17 protein-coding genes are annotated in these 18,510 nt (G+C 35.0%); 15 read left to right on the forward strand and 2 right to left on the reverse strand.

Going from position 1 to position 18,510, the window contains the following annotated elements; genetic code table 11:
• The first annotated feature begins 109 nt into the window (after positions 1–109).
• The gene (locus tag BN1354_RS02815) at positions 110–1,240 is read left to right on the forward strand and encodes a DUF6051 family protein (protein WP_053826177.1); all 1,131 of its coding nucleotides are present in this window, start codon (positions 110–112) and stop codon (positions 1,238–1,240) included.
• 87 nt (positions 1,241–1,327) lie between these two features.
• Here the strand turns inward: BN1354_RS02815 and BN1354_RS02820 are convergent, their stop codons facing one another.
• Both BN1354_RS02820 and BN1354_RS02825 read right to left on the reverse strand, forming a co-directional pair.
• On the reverse strand, positions 1,328–1,621 hold the full coding sequence (locus BN1354_RS02820) for an alpha/beta fold hydrolase (RefSeq protein WP_053826178.1): 294 nt from the start codon (positions 1,619–1,621) through the stop codon (positions 1,328–1,330).
• 4 nt (positions 1,622–1,625) lie between these two features.
• On the reverse strand, positions 1,626–1,814 hold the full coding sequence (locus BN1354_RS02825) for a hypothetical protein (RefSeq protein WP_053826179.1): 189 nt from the start codon (positions 1,812–1,814) through the stop codon (positions 1,626–1,628).
• A gap of 208 nt (positions 1,815–2,022) precedes the next feature.
• On the opposite strand from BN1354_RS02825, the gene BN1354_RS02830 reads away from it, so the two are divergent.
• The 14 genes from BN1354_RS02830 (at position 2,023) to BN1354_RS02895 (ending at position 18,509) form a co-directional block, all read left to right on the forward strand.
• Entirely contained in the window at positions 2,023–3,375 is a 1,353-nt protein-coding gene (locus BN1354_RS02830; RefSeq protein WP_053826180.1) for a sensor histidine kinase, read from the forward strand.
• 28 nt (positions 3,376–3,403) lie between these two features.
• A complete protein-coding gene (locus tag BN1354_RS02835) occupies positions 3,404–4,084 on the forward strand; it encodes a response regulator transcription factor (protein WP_053826181.1) in 681 nt (226 codons plus the stop codon).
• 207 nt (positions 4,085–4,291) lie between these two features.
• On the forward strand, positions 4,292–5,842 hold the full coding sequence (locus BN1354_RS02840; RefSeq protein WP_053826182.1) for a vitamin K epoxide reductase family protein: 1,551 nt from the start codon (positions 4,292–4,294) through the stop codon (positions 5,840–5,842).
• Positions 5,843–5,928: 86 nt separating this feature from the next.
• A complete protein-coding gene (locus BN1354_RS02845; RefSeq protein ID WP_053826183.1) occupies positions 5,929–6,120 on the forward strand; it encodes a TIGR04149 family rSAM-modified RiPP in 192 nt (63 codons plus the stop codon).
• 376 nt (positions 6,121–6,496) lie between these two features.
• Positions 6,497–7,369 (forward strand): GLPGLI family protein, encoded by an 873-nt coding sequence (locus BN1354_RS02850; protein WP_074010701.1) that lies wholly within the window; start codon positions 6,497–6,499, stop codon positions 7,367–7,369.
• A gap of 808 nt (positions 7,370–8,177) precedes the next feature.
• The gene (locus tag BN1354_RS02855) at positions 8,178–10,046 is read left to right on the forward strand and encodes a hypothetical protein (protein ID WP_154904814.1); all 1,869 of its coding nucleotides are present in this window, start codon (positions 8,178–8,180) and stop codon (positions 10,044–10,046) included.
• 75 nt (positions 10,047–10,121) lie between these two features.
• Positions 10,122–10,328 (forward strand): hypothetical protein, encoded by a 207-nt coding sequence (locus BN1354_RS02860; protein WP_154904815.1) that lies wholly within the window; start codon positions 10,122–10,124, stop codon positions 10,326–10,328.
• A gap of 237 nt (positions 10,329–10,565) precedes the next feature.
• Positions 10,566–12,098, forward strand: coding sequence for a DUF6734 family protein (locus BN1354_RS02865; RefSeq protein ID WP_053826187.1), 1,533 nt, complete (start codon positions 10,566–10,568; stop codon positions 12,096–12,098).
• A 311-nt stretch (positions 12,099–12,409) separates the two neighbouring features.
• Positions 12,410–12,709 carry a BlaI/MecI/CopY family transcriptional regulator gene (locus BN1354_RS02870; RefSeq protein WP_053826188.1) on the forward strand — a complete coding sequence of 100 codons (300 nt, stop codon included), beginning with the start codon at positions 12,410–12,412 and terminating at the stop codon, positions 12,707–12,709.
• A gap of 61 nt (positions 12,710–12,770) precedes the next feature.
• Entirely contained in the window at positions 12,771–14,981 is a 2,211-nt protein-coding gene (locus BN1354_RS02875) for a peptidase domain-containing ABC transporter (RefSeq protein WP_053826189.1), read from the forward strand.
• Between the two features lie 9 nt (positions 14,982–14,990).
• Complete coding sequence (locus BN1354_RS02880) at positions 14,991–16,307, forward strand: HlyD family secretion protein (RefSeq protein ID WP_053826190.1); 1,317 nt, start codon at positions 14,991–14,993, stop codon at positions 16,305–16,307.
• Positions 16,304–17,008, forward strand: a complete 705-nt coding sequence (locus BN1354_RS02885) for a lanthionine synthetase LanC family protein (RefSeq protein WP_053826191.1) — start codon at positions 16,304–16,306, stop codon at positions 17,006–17,008. The genes BN1354_RS02880 and BN1354_RS02885 overlap by 4 nt, the downstream gene beginning before the upstream one ends.
• The gene (locus BN1354_RS02890; protein WP_053826192.1) at positions 16,999–17,769 is read left to right on the forward strand and encodes a galactosyltransferase-related protein; all 771 of its coding nucleotides are present in this window, start codon (positions 16,999–17,001) and stop codon (positions 17,767–17,769) included. Before BN1354_RS02885 ends, BN1354_RS02890 begins: the two co-directional genes overlap by 10 nt.
• The gene (locus tag BN1354_RS02895; protein ID WP_053826193.1) at positions 17,751–18,509 is read left to right on the forward strand and encodes a class I SAM-dependent methyltransferase; all 759 of its coding nucleotides are present in this window, start codon (positions 17,751–17,753) and stop codon (positions 18,507–18,509) included. Before BN1354_RS02890 ends, BN1354_RS02895 begins: the two co-directional genes overlap by 19 nt.
• Position 18,510 lies beyond the last annotated feature (1 nt).

Below are 18,510 nucleotides of genomic sequence, written 5' to 3' on the forward strand. Positions count from 1 at the left end.
CATATAGCCGATTTTGTCACATTTCACTAGCAGTTTTCCCTTCCGTTTGTAATCCCGTTTTAAAGTCTGTTTCTTTAAATATTTCAACGAATTAACTTATGCATTTATTATGGATTATTACACAAGGTACGATGAATTAACAGGCATTTTTAAACAGGGGAAAGATATTCATCTTAACGAGACAAACATCGATATAAAGTTTTTCGAATTCAATAGTGAAACTGCAAAAATTACAAATGAATCCCTTACAAATGATGACTCGATTAATGAGAATATCTGTTTTGAGTACCCAGTTTTTACTCCATCCGGCAGAAACAGGTATAGCAATGATGAAGCTATCCTTCTATTGCACGGACTTAACGAAAGAAGCTGGAGTAAATACCTGACCTGGGCAGAGTATCTATGCAACAACAGCGGTAAGCCGGTAATACTTTTTCCTATTTCCTTTCATATAAACCGTGCACCATTATCGTGGTCAAATCCAAGAACAATGATGGATCTGCTTAATTTCAGAAGGGAAAAGTATAACAACGATCGTTCAATTAGTTTTGCAAACGTAGCTTTAAGCAATCGTCTGAGTCAAAAGCCTGAGCGGTTCTATTTTTCAGGAAGGCAGACATGGGCTGATCTTTCAACCCTTTTCGAAGAAATTATGGAAGGCAAGCATCCACTTTTCAAAGAGGGAACAAAGATTGATATATTTTCATATTCAATAGGTGCATTCCTTTCTCAAGTTGCGTTAATGGCAAATCAAAAAGACCTTTATTCAAAAACCAGGCTCTTCATGTTTTGTGGAGGCAGTATCTTCAACTCCATGCAAGGAGCATCAAGGAGTATTATGGATAAGCCTGCATTTGATATAATTCAGGATTACTATTTACACCAGTTTGGAAATGACACAACTAATAACGAAACAGGAGTTGGCTGGAAACATGACAATGCTTTTAAAGCATTTTTCAGTATGATCTCACCGGAGAGATTCCAACTTGAAAGAGAGTCCTTCTTTTCATCGTTAGGTAAAAGAATTAAGGGGATTGCACTTGCAAAAGATATTGTAATTCCATTTAAAGGCATACAAGAAGCTATGGGGATAAAAAACAGTGAAAAAAACATACAACTTCTCGATTTTGAGTTTCCATATTCGCATGAAAATCCATTTCCATTAAACAGTAAAGATAAGACGGTAGTAAATTCGGCTTTTAACAAAGTATTCTCATTAGCAGTTGATTATTTAACATAATGTAAATCTACATACTGGGCAAGAAGTGAGTTCTCAAAGAAAGTGACAGGCAGACGATTGTTGTTGAGGGAATGACTGAGGATGGGATCAGTTTTCACTTGCTATCTCCCTAACAATTCCAACAAATTTTTCAGGTTCCTCCATGTTTGGAGAATGAGCCGAATTCTCGAATGTATAAAAAGCTTTTTCAGGGGCGTCAATTTTGTCGAAATATTCTTTGGACAATGTGTGGGATACCTGATAATCATATTTTCCGTGGATTATATATATCGGTATACTAAAATCTGTTGAAGTCTCATTCAAATTGTCTGAAGCAATATAGTGCCAAACATTATTGAGAGAAAACAAAGATCCATTAAAATAGTAAAGTTTTTCGAACAAGCAATTATATAGGTTTTTGTTCGATAATTTGACCTTCACTGTTTCTTCTTACTAAATAAGGCACGCCATCAATAATGACAATTTCATAACCTTCATCAGTGCTTTCTCTTCCTCCTTTTATGGCTGCTAAAGATTCAGAATTTAGATAATCGTTTGCAAAATTGTTGTAGATAATAAATGATTTTTTTTTCATGCTGATTAATTATTAAATGTTTATAAAGTATCAAAGATGATTGTTTTTTTAAAAAGTATGTCTAACAGGCATCTAACAAATCTCTAAGTAATCTAACCGCCTAGATTATTTAGTCTTATTTAACACAAGGATTTTGTCATCATATTGCGTTCCAGTTTTTATTTTATTTCTTTTTACTTATATTTGCTCATATTGGTAATCTTAAATTATGAAAAATAACATTTTGACTTTCGTTTCTGTAGCTGCCATTTTCATGCTGATAATATCACAAGTAGTATGGGTAAAACAATTAATGGAGCGCGACAAACAACGCTTTAAAATGGAACTGGAGGAAACTTTACAGAATATTGTAACTTTTTCTCTATCTAAAGAGTTAAGTAAGAAAGGAAGTGCTAATAAACAAGATTTTGAACTTATTCCTCTTGATGCTTCCAAGCTGCCACCCGGAGCTATAATTAAAGGATCGTTTGACACCAAAGAATATTCATCCGATAAAAATCTTGGTAATTTCTTAGTAGGAGTTTTTGCAGAAGACCTTTTGTTGGAAAACCAAATTTCACTTGAACCAATCGACTCACTTTTTCAAAGAGAATTTCCACATTATGCCGAAATCGCAGCTTATACAATGTCCATACAAAAAAATGATTCACTATTGAGTAAGCTTTTTATAGACGAAAAAGATTCTATGATACTGGATGCCAGCAATAAAAGTGTTAATGTAAGTATACCGTTAGGTGAAACTGGCACTTTTAGATATACCGCCCAAGTAGTATTCAAGCCTACTATATATATTCAACGTTTGCGATCTGTTTCAGCACTTTCAGCTATAGATGTTATTTTGATTTCAATACTTCTACTTAATCAACTGGTACAATTGAAAAGGAAGTCGGTTGAAATAGATATACATAAAACCGTTGTCAGAGGTATTGTGCATGATTTAAAATCACCACTTGCATATGTATTCACTATGCTTGACTCATTTGAGGATAATGAAACATATGAACCCAACAAAAAGAAATATAATATTGCTAAAATTCGAGTAAAACATCTTTCTAAAAAAATAGAAATTCTTTTATCTACATTAAGAAATGAGAAAAACAAATTACATATCCAACCGGAAACATTTAATGTAACACAAAACTGTCTGGATATACTAAAAGAACTGAAGGTTGTTTACCGTGCAAAAAACATCAGTCATGTTATGCAACCAGACAATGATGTACTTATTAGAGTTGATCCTATATATTTTGAAGCATGCTTACGTAATCTGTTGGACAATGCAATCAAATATGCAAAAAATGATGTCCTGTTAAACATATCTATTAATTTTAAAAATAATCAAATGACATTATCTATTGCTGATAACGGGAAAGGAATACTTGCAAATGAACAAAAGAAAATATTCAATGAGTTTTACCGTTCTCACAAAGACTCATCCCTAAATAATCACGGTATCGGGTTATTTTTTTCGCAAAGGATTGTACAGGCTCATTCAGGTAAAATACTTCTTGAAAGTGTTTTCGGAAAAGGAAGCACTTTTACAATTGTACTACCTCAATAACTTTAAAGTCATATTAAAATTAATCATTATGGAAGATAATATCATAACAAAAATTATCCTTGTTGAAGATGATGTTGATATGGGGGAAGTAGTTTGTACAGCTTTAAAGACTGACCGATACAAAATACATTATCAAACAACACTTATCGGTATTGAAGGAATTGTTAAAGCATTTAATCCTTCAATTGTAATTTTGGATGTGGAAATCGGGGAAGAAGATGGAATTATAGCAGCCTCTAAATTACTGATAGAATATCCACAACTTCCGATATTATTTATTTCTTCACATACAGATATAGAAAGTGTTACAAAGGGTATAAGTACAGGAGGCGTGGGATATTTACGTAAGCCTTTTGAAATAAAAGAATTAAAAGCTTATATTGATAGATTTTCAATAACTAACAAAAAATCATCTATTGTAAGAATAGGGAGTTTTACATTAAATAAAACAACACAGAGTCTAAGCAATTCTATTAGTTTAACAAAACAATTGACTCCTTTAGAATATGGTGTTTTAAATATGTTGTATGACTACAAAGAGGAAGTGGTTACTTATGAGCAGCTTTCGGAAAAAGTCTGGTGTAAAAAATATGAGCTGACAGAAGCTTCAATGAATAATGTGATATCCAAATTGAGAAAAATATTTGAAAATGATCAAAATGTATCCCTTCAAACATTGAAGAATATTGGCTATAAATTTCTTTGCTGATAAACTTTGTTATTGTATACTTCCATTAATTTGAATATTATTTGGGAATCCTTTTTTGATGAATTATCTTGTTTTACTATTATCGTTAGATTTGTTAGTTATTTGTTAGACTTTTATTAGAAACGCATTCAAAAAAAATCTCAATCTTTGCGAAAAGATAAAATTTAAATATAACTTTTTACATATATTTATTAATGAGTTCTAACCATGAGAGATAATATTTTAACTACATTTCTTAAATTAGCTGGAGTGAAATACACCTATTCATTTTCAAGGCAGTATTTTACAGAACACCCACATAAATTTAATTTGTTCGGATTATCATCCATGCTTACAGATTACGGTATTGAGAATGTTGGTGTGAAAATTTCAGATAAGAATGATATCAGATCGTTAGACCCTCCTTTTATTGTTCATACCGGAAATGATTTTGCTGTTGTTGAAAAAATTTCAAACGATAATATCCTTTTTATTGAAAGGAATAGAAAAATAAAAATCACACTGGGCAAGTTTTTTGAAATGTGGACAGGAAACACCCTGATTGCAGAAACAGATAAAACTTCGAAAGAACCGGATTATGAAATTCATTTTAGAGAGGAATTATTTCAGAATTTACGAAAAATCGCGATCCTGTTTATTCTGCTTTTTTTATTTGCCTTTGCTTTTATCTCTTATAGAAGTTTTGCACAGATGGGGGTAGTACTATTGCTTCTGATAAATTTTGCAGGTGTATATATAGGCTATTTATTGGTTTTAAAACAGCTACATATACAAAGTGATTATGCAGATAAAATATGCTCGCTATTTAAATATAATGATTGTAACAACATATTAGATTCTGATTCTGCCAAATTTATGGGCGTTATAGGATGGAGTGAGATTGGTCTGGGCTATTTTATATCAAACGTAATTATTCTTTCACTATTACCGTCATTAATTCCTTGCATGCTTTTTATAAATATCTTTTGCTTACCCTATACCTTCTGGAGTATCTGGTATCAGAAGTTCAAGGCAAAACAATGGTGCCCCATGTGCTTAATTGTATTGTTATTGCTATGGGGAATATTCATTTCTGGTTTGGTATTTGGTCTTATTAATTTTTATTCTATAACTTTCTGGGGGATAGTGATAACTGGTGGTATATATACAGTTGTTATTTTAACCATCAGCATGCTTATCCCGGTGATTTCACGAAGTTCAAAGCTTGAGAATATCCAGTATGAAATTAACAGTATAAAGTCGGATAAGGATGTTTTTAATACACTTTTAGAAAAGCAACCAAGATATGAAGTATCAAAATCTACCTCTAGGATACTTTTAGGAAATCCTGATTCAAATTTATTGTTCACGGTATTTTCTAATCCACATTGCAACCCTTGTTCCAAAATGCATCTACGCATTAATGAATTGTTGAGATATAACAAGCATATTTGCGTACAGTATATTTTCTCTTCTTTTAACGAAGAACTGGAGATATCCAATAAGTATCTGATAGGCACATATCTTCAAAAAAACGGAGTTGCCAAAGATATTTATGACCGATGGTTTGAAAAAGGCAAGTACAATAAAGAGACGTTCTTTGCGGAACATCCAGTAAACACTGATATGCAGGAGGTGCTAAGTGAATTTGATTTACATAAACAATGGAAAGAAAAATCCGGGTTGAGAGCTACACCGACGATTTTGGTAAATGGCTACAATCTGCCGGATAATTTTAAAATTGAAGATATGCGGTATTTTTCAAATACGGAAATTTAATTATGCAATAAAATCAACTTTGAGCGAGGCAGCATTAGTGAGAAGTTTGATAATTTAAGTTTGCTGCAAAACTAAATTTATATTTTATGAAGACATTAAGTAAACTCAAACTGCAAAATGCGGTAGTTCTTGAAAACAGAGAGATGATGGCTATCTATGGAGGTAGCGGGGGGAGTGGATCGTTATGTCCTGACGATAAACCTTATTGGATAAGATGCAGTAATGGCAACGCAGGGTGCTGTAAGTATGATGACGTAGTGAAGTGCTGTGGATCTTAATGTTTGTATATAGTTTTTTTGCAAAAGTTTAGATCGGATTAGAGAGAATTTAAGGATTGTTTTTTATTATCCTTAAATTCTCTTTTAACCAGATAGGACCAATATCCATAGAAACTCAGGTAGAATCCTGATAGTTCTATAAATCTTTTTTATATAATGGATGAATAGTACATTAAATTATACTTGACACTTTTGACAAATACTATTAAAATACTAAATAATAAAAATTTAAACTAATAAATTATTTGAAATCTTATTTGGACTTAAGCATTCTTTTTTAACTAAACAAATAAAAACTTAATTATATTTGTTTCCAAATTGTTAGTTCAGAATAAAATGGAATCGACCCTAAATTAAAACAAAATTAGAAAAAGCAATGAAAGCAAGACTCTTTATTCAAACATCACTTATTACGCTCATTATACTATTGCCTTTTTTTACTATGGCAACTACAAATAAACCCTCTGATAATTCTCAATTGGATAAAACTCTTTTCAGGGTTATCTACAAGTCAACGTTGCAAGCCACAAAGGAGAAACAACCCGTAGTCATTATTGATACTATGGCGTTAGATATCAGTCAGGACCAATCAATATACTATGATTGGCTTCAGAGCAGGAGAGACTCAATCGCTTCGAAAATAAAGTCGGAAAGTACTATGTTTATTGTTGAACCAACACCAGAATTTATTCAGAGCATATTAGCTAATTCGGACAACTATAAGATAACCGACGAAGAATCAAAAGGAGAAACGGCAGTGATTTTTAAAACCCGTTCTTCGAGTAAAGTAGTGACAACGAATAAAAAAGGGGAAACATTTTTAAAATTGTCAGAAACAGTTGTACCTCAATGGACTATGTGCGATGATGAGATACAACTTTTAGGTTACACAGCGAAAAAAGCGACAACTACATTCAGAGGTAGAAATTATACAGCATATTTTACATTGGATATTCCCATTAATGATGGTCCATGGAAACTGTTCGGACTTCCCGGATTAATTCTTGAAGCAGGAACAGATGATGAAATACTGAAATTTGAAGCCATAGGTTTAGAGCAAGTTGAAGGTGCAGAGATTACCCCTCCTGTAAATAGAAAATATGAAGATTGTCAAAACTTTACAGATTATTACAATTTGCTTGAAAAACTGAACAGAAATATAAATATAGGATATTACAACAAGCAAACATTTGTCTATATACCGCATAAAAATCCATACAAATATCCTCAATTAGAGTTAGGAGAATAGAACAATAATGGTAGGTAAATTCAAAATAGCGTTTAAATATATCATCTTTATGAATTTCAATTTACGATTTATTACATTCTTATTATTGTCATTTCCCTGTTTATTATTTGCCCAAAAAGAGATTGACGGCCGTGTCTTTTTTCAAGACAGCGGTAAACCTGTATTCAACGCAATCGTTACCCTGCACCCTATTGGCTCGTCATCCATCCTGACTTATGGTATTACAAACGATGAGGGAAAATTCACCTTCAAACATAACCAACTACCTGATTCGCTAACGGTGACGGTATCAGCAATGACCATCGAAGATCAATCAAAAAACATAAAGAGCGATATCGGTTCGATCGATTTCTACGTTAAAGAAAAAACGACCGAGTTAAGGGAGGTTATCATAAAAGCACCCAAGATCCGCCAGTTTGGCGATACCATTCATTACGACGTGGCCAGTTTCTTAAATGAGACTGACCGCAGCATCGGTGACGTGCTGGAAAAACTACCTGGCGTACAGGTACTCTCTTCGGGACAGATACTCTATCAGAACAAGGAGGTCAGCAAATTCTATATTGAGGGGCTCGACCTGCTACAGGGCAAGTACGGCCTGGCTACCCAAAACGTAGATGCTTCAAAAGTGGCATCGGTGCAGATACTAGAAAATCACCAGCCCATCAAGGCGCTAAAAGGGATGGAGATACCAGAGAATGCTGCCATCAATCTGAAATTGAAACAGTCGGCCATGGGCGCTTTCTTTGCCACGGCACAACTGGGGGCTGGGCTTCCTCTAATCTTGCTCAGTAATGAGGCCGTGGGTATGCGCTTCACCCGATCACAACAGAATATGTTGGTGTATAAGGGTGACAATACCGGAAGAGATATCAGCAAAGAACTGACTTCCTATTACGATCATTACAGAAACAGGGCCTCCAACCTCTTATCGGTGATTGCCCCTGCCCCTCCTTCCATCATTGAACAGCGATATCTTTTCAACGATGCTCATATGGTATCGATGAATGATCTGAGGTCACTCAAGAAAGAGCTGACGCTGACAACCAACGTCAATTTTCTCCACGACAAGCAGAAAAGCAATAGTTTCTCAAGGCAGGATCTTTTCCTGACCCTATACGATACGTTGCGTATTGAGGAGAAGATGGATGCCCGACTACTGAAACGGGAACTAGAGGGATCGATCAACCTCAAAGGCAATACCGATGATTATTTCCTTGATAATACACTTAATATAAGTTCCTCATGGAATGCACATAACGGTGCTATAGATGGAAGTGAACCGGTATCGCAATTTCTGACACTACCATCATTTCATATCGAAAACGATTTCGATTACCTGCGCCGGAACGATAGCCGGAGACGACAGATAAAGGCAAACATTGCATATACCTCGCAGAACCATTATCTGGAGGTCTCGCCAGTCTTGTTTGAAGCGTTAAAGAATCCAGACTCACTTATACGGCAGGAACTTTCATTCGATCGTTTCAATGCCTCCGCTTCATTTTCGGAACACAGAGATATTAAACGGCTCAGTTTTGGGCATTCTACCGGAGGTTCTTTCTCACATTATGCTATGGGATCTAATTTGCTTTCGGGTGCCGCACATCTGCCTGTCACGGCTGATAGCGTGAGGAATAGCATCGAACGCATCGAAGCGAAACTCAACTTCTCTCCGTCACTGAGCTATAGAATCCCATCCGGTTTATATCTGGGTTTTTACTTTCCTGTGAATTGGTTGTTCCTTATCAGGGATGACAAAGTGAGAGAGGTAAAACAAAACAAAGGATATTTACTTTTGACACCAAATCTCAACCTGCAGTACCCCATTACTTCAAGATTGAATATATACTCAAGCCTATCCTTTTCTAATAATATAGGCACAGTAAATGAGGACTATAGAGGCTATATCCTGAATAACTATCGCAGTATGGAACGAAGTAACGGGCTCTTATTGAAAAACAACCGTACATCTGCCTATGTTAATTTTAATTACAAAAATCCATTCACGACCCTCTTCACTGCACTGCGCCTGTACTACAACAATACGTGGCGGAATATTCTGTATGATATGGAGTATAACGGTATCCTAAGTAGCAGTATAGGTGTTCTCCATCCGCATATCTCCCATCACTACGGAGCAGATTACTCCATAGGTAAAAGTATTGATGCGATCAGCTCTGAAGTAAGACTCAGTGCCGGTTACGATCGAGGCCAATCCGTAGCTTTGCATCAAGGTGTTGTTTCAGCGTACAATTCTGACAACTATAGCCTTTCCCCTCGTATCACTACCGATATCGGACGCTTTATGATCGTGAAATATAGCGCATCATATAGCCACATCCGCACGATGATCAGGGAGACCCATATGAAACCGGTAAATTATTTTACACAGGATATTGCTGCTACGTTGATACCTGTCAATGGATTGTCGTTAACCCTGTCGCTTAACCACTACTACAATAATAGGATCGAATCGTCTACCCGTTCATCTTGGTTCGGGAACGTAGGAGCGAAATACAAGATGAAAGGTGTAGATTTAATGCTCGACTGGACTAATTTTTTAAATACGAGACGATTCGTAACTTATTCTTACAGCGACATCAGTAGCCATTACTCCGAATATAGGCTGCGTCCGGTGGAAGTGTTGTTGAGGGTGAGGTTTAAGATATTGTAAAATAAAATAATATGGAATTAATTTGGATATGTTTAAATGCTTTTTCGAGGGACACAGCATAAAGTAGTCGAAACGATGCTGGGACTAGACCAGATTTTCTGGTTATTACTTCAGATTCTCAATGTGACGACGGGAGAAGCGATCTTCACGGTTAATCCATCAGGCCAGGAGAAGCCTAAAGGCAATGCAATACTCCTGGTACAAGGTGCAGGGAAAGTAGCAGAAGAAAAACGCTTAAATGTCTCTATCAATTACTTTCCCACCACGAATTCAGTTTACTAATAGGCAAGGTGAGAAAAATTTCTAACATTACCACGAAAGGATGGCTTTAGGTGGTAGAAGTGGATTTCCCAGGAGTAACGGAGACCAATTACGACCTTGAAACTTCCTGTCAACCGACAGATGCAAGGTATAGCTAATATCGTTTCTAAGGACCTGAGATTAATGGAGGGATTTAAAAAAAAATATTGAAAAACCAGAGAGAGTAATTAATTATATATATAATAAAAATTAAATAACATGAAAGTTTGTCAGACACTTTGGTCCGGTCATAAAAATTTGTTAGAAGATTCTTTTGGTTGGCTTTCTCCCCAACATCATTTAATGGCGTGGACATACAGCTGTTTAAAATTAAGGGAATTCTATCCAAACGTACAGTTATACACGGATTCCCAGGGAATAAAAATATTAATTAACGCTTTGAACCTTCCATATACTACATATCATGAAGAATACGATGATCTAAGATATAATCCATCGATGTGGGCACTCCCCAAAATACTGACATATCAAAAACAGCTTGAACCTTTCATTCATGTAGATGGCGATGTTTTTATTTTCGATAGATTCAATGATAATCTGGAGAACGCAGATTTGCTTGCCCAAAATTTAGAAGTGAGTACGAGTTACTATAATGACTTATTCAGTCCAATGAAGAAGAGGATCAGATACACACCGAATTTTTTTAAAAAAAATCTATCTTCAAAGTATCCCAAATCTTATAATGCCGGAATTTTGGGAGGGAAAGATATTGAATTGTTGCAGAAATATGCCAGTGAAGCATTAAAATTTATAGACCAGAATCATACTTGCCAATCAAATGGCAACTTCAATATGATTTTTGAACAACTGATGTTTTATTCTGTCTCGAAAGCCTATAATACTGAAGTTCAGTGTTTTTTTGATAAGAGGTACAATGATAATGGATACGGTATAGAGGGATTTGCTGATTTTTTACTCATTCCTAATATGAGATACTTACATTTAATAGGACCATTAAAAAGGAATGAATTTGTTTGTAACCAATTGGTAAGAAGATTCTTCAATGAATACCCTGATTACTTCGAAAAAGTAATATCCCTTTTTCAGCAACCTCTTCATACTTATTTTAAGCCCCACGAAAAATCAAGAGGACAAAATAATGGTCAATTCAAGTCAAAAAGTAGATTCAATTTTTCCAGAACAAAATCATTGATCGATAAACTATATCCGGGAGTTAACACCAATAGCAATAAAAGTATTGAACTGTTTGTAAAAGAAAAAAACAACCAGGTACTCAACGAAGTATACAAGTATGAAAAAAAGCTGTACTATTTTTTGACCCGTAAATTTTCACGAATCTACCGTGATGAGATATGTAGTATTGAAAAAATGGTGATTCAATCAAATCCTTTTATAATTGAAATTCAGAATAATAATCTTTCCTGTATCCTTTTTCTTAACCCATATATTGAAATTATTGAAACTGCTTTCGACGTAAATGATTTCAACCCATATGAAATTTTGCGTGAAGAAAAAAAACAAAAAACAATTGCATGTATACCTCAATTATTTTATGATGGTTATATAACAGCGGAGTTAGATGCTGTCTCTATTAATATAATTTCAATATTGTATGAAGAAGCAACGCCAATTACATTTATCAAATTAGAAGAGAAAATGTCCGAACTATTTGTTAGGGTTGATAATGATGAAATTCCCATCAGGTCATTAATAACAAAAAGATTAAAATTTCTTATAGGGAACAATATGATTTATTTAGATCGGGAGTAAAACTAATTTTATAACAACTCAAAACCTAGTTATAATTTAAAACGATAATTAAAAAATATTATAGAAGGATTTTCTTTTATAGTGTCCACTTACAACCAATCTGCTTTTATTATAAAAACAATACAAAGTTTGTAGTATCATATTTTAATGGATTGGGTAAATATAACAATAAATTATCTTAGCCCTCAAGTAAAACGATTACTTATACTTAAATAGAAATATATAAATGATTTATAATCTAACAAATTGATACTGACAACATCCTGAGTACCAAATGAAATATTGTAAATAGATTTTATATAGATAAAATTATGCAGAAATTGACTGAAAAGGAAGAGGCAATTATTAATTATTTTTGGAGAGAAAGTGAGTTATTTGTATATCAATTAAGAAAAAAATATCTTGACCCTAAGTCTCATTATAATACATTGTCGACTTTTGTTAGAAAATTAGAAGTTAAAGCTTATTTATCTCATAAAAAAATCGGGAATACATATTTGTACTTTGCAATAACTACAAAGGAGGAATACGGAAAATTCATCCTAAAAAAGATTGTAGATAAACATTTTGGTGGTTATTATCAGGTTTTAGTGAAAAATCTTATTGATTGAAAGAAGAAATCAAAAGATAATTTTGAAAACTCTCAAACAGAGATAAAGAATTAAAGCTCATATGCAAAAGAACTTTACGTCCTATCTACAACTCGATGCCATGGATTGTGGCCCCACCTGCCTTCGCATGATTTCGAGGCATTACGGGAAGTTCTACAGTCTTGAAACACTAAGGCAGCAATCATTCATTACACGTGAAGGGGTCTCGATGCTGGGCATAAGTGATGCAGCAGAATATATAGGCTTTAGGACTAGCGGTGTTATGATTTCATTTGATCAGCTGGTGAAGGAAGCTCTCCTGCCATGTATTGTGCACTGGAAACAGAACCACTTTGCGGTGGTTTATGATATCAGGAAGGACAAGAAAAAGGGGTATCGTATTTATGTGGCAGACCCTGCACTTGGCCTGGTAAAATATAATGAGGCTGATTTTAAAAAGTGCTGGCTCAGTACCAAAAAGGAGAATGAGGATAAGGGAGCAGTACTGCTTTTGCAACCAGGTCCAGAGTTTCTCGATCGTGATGATGAAAAAGAGAATAGTAACAGAAGCCTCAGGTACTTTCTCAGGTACCTGACTCCTTATAAAAGCCAGCTTGTCCAGCTTATTCTTGGAATGCTGGTGATAAGTATCTTGCAACTTATCTTTCCATTTCTTACACAATCTTTAGTGGATATCGGTATCCGGGACGGTAACCTGAGTTTTATAACCTTAATTCTAATTGCACAATTAGTAATATTTGTAGCACGCCTCTCAGTTGAATTCATTAGAAGCTGGATAATGCTTCACATGAACACCAGGATAAATATAGCACTTATCTCTGATTTCTTGGCAAAGCTTATGAAATTACCTTTACGGTATTTTGACACAAAAATGACCGGTGATATTATGCAGCGTATAGGCGATCACGGTCGTATTGAATCATTTCTTACAGGAAGTTCCATAAGTACTCTTTTCTCTTTCGTGAACTTCTTTATTTTTGCATTTGTATTAGCCTATTACAATCTTATTATACTTGGGATATTTCTTGTTGGTAATACCCTGTATGTAATATGGATTCTGCTCTTTATGAAATATCGCCGTGAGCTTGATCACAGGCGATTTGCACAATCTGCAGGTGAGCAGAGTAATATCATCCAGCTTATCACCGGAATGCAGGAGATTAAACTTAATAATTGCGAGAAACAAAAGCGTTGGCAGTGGGAGCGCATTCAGGTAAAACTGTTCAAGATAAGTATTAAGGGTATGGCACTTGAACAGATACAGCAAGTGGGATCTGTATTCTTTAGCCAGACTACCAATATAATTGTTTCGTTTATAGCCGCTAAAGCTGTCGTCGAGGGGCAAATGACTCTTGGTATGATGATGGCGTTAACATACATAATTGGTCAGCTCTCTGCCCCTGTTGAGCAGTTTATCGGATTTGCACGCTCCTTTCAGGATGCAAAGATAAGTCTTGAACGTCTGAATGAGGTTCATGGTAAAGAGGATGAAGAGGACACTATTCATAATAAACTGACAGTACTACCCGAAAGAAAAGATATAACTTTAGAAAACCTCTCTTTCAGCTATGATGGTGCCGACAGGGATTATGTGCTTAACAACATCAACCTTGTTGTTCCACACCAAAAAGTTACTGCCGTAGTTGGGGCCAGTGGCAGTGGTAAGACCACACTTATAAAACTGCTTCTGGGATTTTACGAGCCCAATAAAGGAACAATAAAGGTTGGAGAAACGCCATTGAATATAATAAACCCTCATTTATGGCGCAGCAAAACAGGTTCTGTGATGCAGGATGGGTTTATATTCTCGGAATCTATTGCACAGAATATTGGCGTTGGCGATGATCACCCGGACATAGAGAAGCTGAGACATGCAGTTACCGTTGCCAATATACGTGATTTTATTGATTCACTTCCTATGGGCTACAATACTAAGATAGGAATGGAAGGAAACGGCATAAGTCAGGGACAGCGCCAGCGAATGCTGATTGCACGTGCTGTTTATAAGAATCCTGAATTTATATTCCTTGATGAAGCGACAAATGCACTTGATGCAAATAACGAGAAGGAGATAATGAAGCACCTGCATGAGTTTTATAAGGGACGAACAGTTATAGTGGTTGCGCACAGGCTGAGCACTGTAAGAGATGCCGACAAGATTGTTGTTCTTGACGAAGGTAAAGTGGCTGAGGAGGGTACTCATGAAGAACTTACAAGGCTAAGAGGCAAATATTATGAACTGGTAAAGAATCAGCTTGAACTTGGTAATTAGTCTGAAAGTATGGAAAAAGAGGATAAGAAATATAAACCAATAGAGCTTCGCTGTGAAGAAGTACAAGAGATAATGAACAAGGTCTCTCCATGGATATTGAGAAGCGGAATTACATTGCTGTTTTTGATTGTAACTATGCTATTGATCGGAAGTTGGTTCTTTAAATATCCTGATGTTATTCAGGCTGAAATAACGGTGACATCGCAAGAGCCCCCTGCCGGTGTTATTGCCCGCTCTGCGGGAAAGATTGATGAGATCTATGTAGTTAACAGCAGTGAGGTAAGAAAAGGTGAGCCATTGGCTGTAATTAATAACCCTGCTGATACAGATGATATGCTTACTCTTTTGATGAATATGGAACTCTGGAAAATGTCAGGTTTTGATATTGATCAGGTAAAGAGCCTGTTCCCTTCACGCTCAGTAAGCCTTGGTACAATACAATCGGTATATGCCGCTTTTCTTAATAGTCTTAACGACTATATTAATCATACGGAACTCGATTATTACCCAAAAAAGATTGCTTCGCAGAAAGAGCAGCTTTTGGTGCAAGAAGAGTATATTAACAAGTTAAAAGAGCAAATGCCTGTAATACTAGAACAATACAACACCTCCAATAATATATTCAAACGAGATTCAGTACTCTTCTCAAGGGACGTAATTTCAGAAAATGAATATGAGTTGGCAAAGAGCAGTTTTTTACAGAGCAAGCAGTCTTTCATCTCTTTTAATGCTTCATTAAAGCAATCAGACCTTCAACAGATGCAGGGAGAAGAGACTCTGCTTGATTTACAGCAGCAAGCCTCTGAGGTTGAGAGCAGGTTTCGGCTTGCGCTCCACAATGCCACAGAGGCATTAAACGCTCAGATAAGATCATGGGAGCATGACTATCTTATGGTAAGCCCGGTAAACGGATTAGTTAATCATATGGGAGTATGGAGCAGTAACCAGAATGTATCGGCAGGAGAAACAGTATTCACAGTTTTACCTTCGGGACAGGATATACCAAGAGGCAAAGCAATGCTTCCCGTTCAGGGCGCAGGAAAAGTAAGTGAAGGGCAGCGTGTTAATGTAAGGCTCAACAACTTTCCTGATCAGGAGTTTGGCTATCTTATCGGAAATGTTGCAAGTATATCGAGTGTGCCTACTGATGATGGATTATATGTTGTTGAAGTAGGTTTCCCGGAAGGGATGAAAACAAACTATGACAGAACATTGCCAATAACAAGGCAGATGCAGGGCGTAGCGGAAATAATAACAGAAGACCTGCGACTGATTGAGAGGCTCTTTATGCCAGTTAAGAAAATGATTAGAAATCAGAGGGTATGATGGATAATGACTTAGGGTTTTTAGATGGATATACAGACCGTTTGATTGAAGAAGGGAAAAAAACCACGGAAATCGGGTTATGGGATGGTAAGACGGGTATTGCGATATATCTTTTACATATAGCTGAAATTACCGGCAATGAGAAATATAAAGATATAGCATCAGAATTTATTGGTACTGTTCATGAGATGATTTCTATTGAAATCCCATATTATTTTGATAATGGTTTACTGGGAATTGGGTGCGGGTTTGATTATATTATCAGCAATGGTTATGCAGAGGGGAACAGTGATGTAATTTTGTCGGATATAGATCTTTTAGCAAGGAACATAATAGATTCTCGCTGCATTAGCGATTTTAGTTTCGACAAAGGCGTTTGTGGCATTGGTTTCTATCTGTATAATCGGCTAAAAAGCCGCATGGCTGATGATGAAACTATGATTGATTTAAAACTTAAGGAATATATAATTTATCTGATAGATTGGATTGAAGAGTTGATAATGAAAATAACAGATAAACAGGAATATAACGATGCCTACTTTCTTCTTACCCGTTTACAAAAACTGAATATATTCAACTATAAAGTTGAAAAGCTTTCTTCTATATGTCTGCAAAAGATGATTGATTTGAATTGTGATATAACGGATAATTATGATTTATTGGGAATACCTTCATTAAAAATATTAAAACTATGGATATAACTTCACAGCTTACAATTGTCATCCCTGTGAGAATAGATAGTAAGGAAAGACATGAGAACTTGGATACAATAATTTCATTTATTTTAGATAATACTCAAGCAGAAGTAATTGTAATGGAAGCTGATGACAGACAAAGGTTTATTCCAAAAATCACAAATAATAAGATCAAATATTATTTTAAAAATGACTGTGATCAGATTTTTCACCATTCTAAATACAGAAATGAACTTTTATATTTGTCTAATACAGAAATAGTTGCAGTTTGGGACGCAGATGTTTTTATACAAATATCTCAATTGATAAAAGGCATCAGATTGTTAAAGAATAACACAATGGTCGTCCCATACGACGGGAGGGCAATTTATCTTAATCCGGATGAAAGTAAGGGTGTAAGAAAAAATATTGATTCGTATATTAATAATTATAACGACGAAGCATTAATTCCGGTTATTGGGCGTCCTTCTGTAGGGGGAATTTTTATTGTTAATAAGCTTAAGTATCTAAAAGCCGGAGGAGAAAATGAAAATTTTTATGGGTGGGGGCCTGAAGATGCAGAGCGGTTTAAACGTATAGAAATATTACAAGGACCCGTTGAAAGACTTACTGGTCCATTGTTTCACTTATATCATCCAAGGGGGATAAACTCAACATTTGGCAATGATGACAGAGACAAGAAAAACTTATATGAGTTTATAAAGATATGTAGAATGAATACTCATCAACTTAAAAAATATATTGAAACATGGGAGTGGATATTATAGAAAATATAAAAATACAATTGATAGCTCATACACTGGTTGTAAATGCAAAGCTTAATAATAAGCTTTATGATTCTGTAATAAGTAGGATAAAAGAAAGGGATAAAAAAACTATTACAGAGTATTTCTCAAACAATTCTGAATATTATTTGCAGATTGGTTGTGGCTTTAATGTTCTTCCAAATTGGTTAAACTCTGATATTGAACTTAATACAGATCAGGTTATTTATTTAGATGCAAATGATAAATTTATTTTTAAAAATGAGACTTTCCAATTTATTTTCTCTGAGCATTTAATTGAGCATTTAGAGTTTAATGGAGCTGTTAATTTACTAAGTGAGAGTTATAGGGTGTTGAAAATAGGTGGTAGAATTAGGGTTGCAACGCCTGATATGTCATTTTTGCATAATTTATTTCAAGATCCTGACAATGAAAGAAACAGAAATTATGTTGAGTGGTCATTTAGTAAGTATATAAGTAATATCCATAATAGTCCATTTAGTAATTCGGAGATTAATCATGTTTACGTGATTAATAATTTTCATAGAGCTTGGGAACACCAAATTATATTCACTTATGAAACTTTGAAGCATATACTTGAAGTAATAGGGTTTAAGAATGTTGAAAAAAAAGAAGTCGGGATGAGTGATATTAGTGAATTAGTTAATATTGAGAGACACTCAAGCATAATTCCACATGAGTTTAATTTGATGGAAACTATGGTTTTAGAAGCAGTGAAATAAT

Source organism: Lascolabacillus massiliensis (genome assembly GCF_001282625.1).
GTDB classification, from domain to species: Bacteria; Bacteroidota; Bacteroidia; order Bacteroidales; family Dysgonomonadaceae; genus Proteiniphilum; species Proteiniphilum massiliensis.